This window comes from Acutalibacter sp. LFL-21 (assembly GCF_025630755.1).
Classification (GTDB): domain Bacteria; phylum Bacillota; class Clostridia; order Oscillospirales; family Acutalibacteraceae; genus Acutalibacter; species Acutalibacter stercoravium.
In genome coordinates this window covers 1-1,372 of sequence record NZ_JAOTNT010000035.1, presented here as the reverse complement: position 1 = coordinate 1,372, position 1,372 = coordinate 1, and the positions used below count along the sequence as shown (strand labels likewise).

Annotated in this window: 2 protein-coding genes; both read right to left on the bottom strand. The window is 53.9% G+C overall.

The features are described from left to right. Positions 1-123 precede the first annotated feature (123 nt). Positions 124-786, bottom strand: coding sequence for a sigma-70 family RNA polymerase sigma factor (locus ODJ80_RS14030; protein ID WP_263042556.1), 663 nt, complete (start codon positions 784-786; stop codon positions 124-126). Further along, the coding region (locus ODJ80_RS14025; protein WP_263042555.1) for an XRE family transcriptional regulator at positions 767-1,372 on the bottom strand (606 nt) is incomplete at its 5' end. The genes ODJ80_RS14025 and ODJ80_RS14030, both read right to left, overlap by 20 nt.

The window sequence follows — 1,372 nt, the reverse complement described above, 5'->3', positions numbered from 1 at the left end:
GGGGCAGCATAAGCGACAGAAAAAAGGCTGGCAGGCGGTGCGGATATGCACTGTCTGCCAGCCTTGTCATTTGTGGAACAAAGGTATATCAAAGCCCTCCGTCAGCCTCAGCTTACCATCGTATCAGAACCACCACGGCAGCTTTCCACGCAGACTGTCCATCGCCTCGCCCTCTACCTTCTTTGTCCGGCTCTCGCTCAGATGGAAATGGAGTGCCGCGCCGATCAGCGGGTGCTCGATGCCATCGGTAAAACCATAGCGGTACAGCAGATAGGTCTGCTCTCTGGCAGTCAGCTTGTCCAGCGCCGCATACAATTCTGTCAGCTGTTCTTTTTGGATGTAGATTTGCTCCGGCGTTTGGGTGTGAGGGTCGGCTATGGTTTCGATCCGCAGCATCCGTTCATCATCGGACAGAATGTCATCCAGATATACTCTCTGGAAGCCGGAGCCGTCTTTCTTATCCACCATCCGTTGTTCAAACTGAGCAAGGGCGGCGCGGATGCAGTCTGTCATGGCATTGCGGATTGCCGGTGCCGCATAAGTCAGAAATTTCATGCCGCGTCCGGCATCAAACAAAGGGATCGCGTTCAGCAGACCGATGCTTCCCTCCTGCACCAAATCATCTAAATCAATTCCAATATCATTTTCATCCAGCCCCATGCTCCGGTATTGCTCCAACGCTATTTTTCGGATGAAGCCCATATTACTTTCCAGCAGAATATCGCGGGCAGCCGTATCCCCTGCCTGTGCCAGCCTGCACAGCTGCTCATTGCTCCGGGTCGGCATTCTGCTTCTCCTGGGCGTGGTCTAAGGTGGATTGGAGAAATTCCGTCAACGCCTGACCAAACTTGTCCAACGCTTCCTTTTGCACACCGTCCATCCCTGCCGCGCTCTGGGTGACAGCGGCAGAAATCATTTCCGGCGTGATTGTCGGTGCCTGGACATCTTGGCCTTTTGTCAATTCGGAGAACATCTGCTGGGTGATGCCTTTGGTCAAGGTTTGTGCCGCCGTAAAATCGTTACCAATCTCTTTCTTCACTTCCCGCAGCGCCGCTATGAACGTGTTCTGTATCATCGTCAGGTCTGCCTGATATACAGGGACTTTCTGCCGGTTGACAGCTCTGGCCGCCTGCACTGCGGCATCCGTTTTCACATTCCGGCGCAGCATTGCGCTAAGGGTGGTAAGCATCTGGTTCTGTCCGGCGAAACCGGCGGCCAGGGCATCGTCAAAATATTGCTCGATCATGTAGGTGACTTCTGCAAAGCGCGGACTTTCCAGCAGGCGGTTGACGATCTCCGCATTGGCTTTCCCAGTATACAGATTCCGCGCTGCCTGCACCGACAGGCCCAGTTCTTCAATATCAAAATTTGT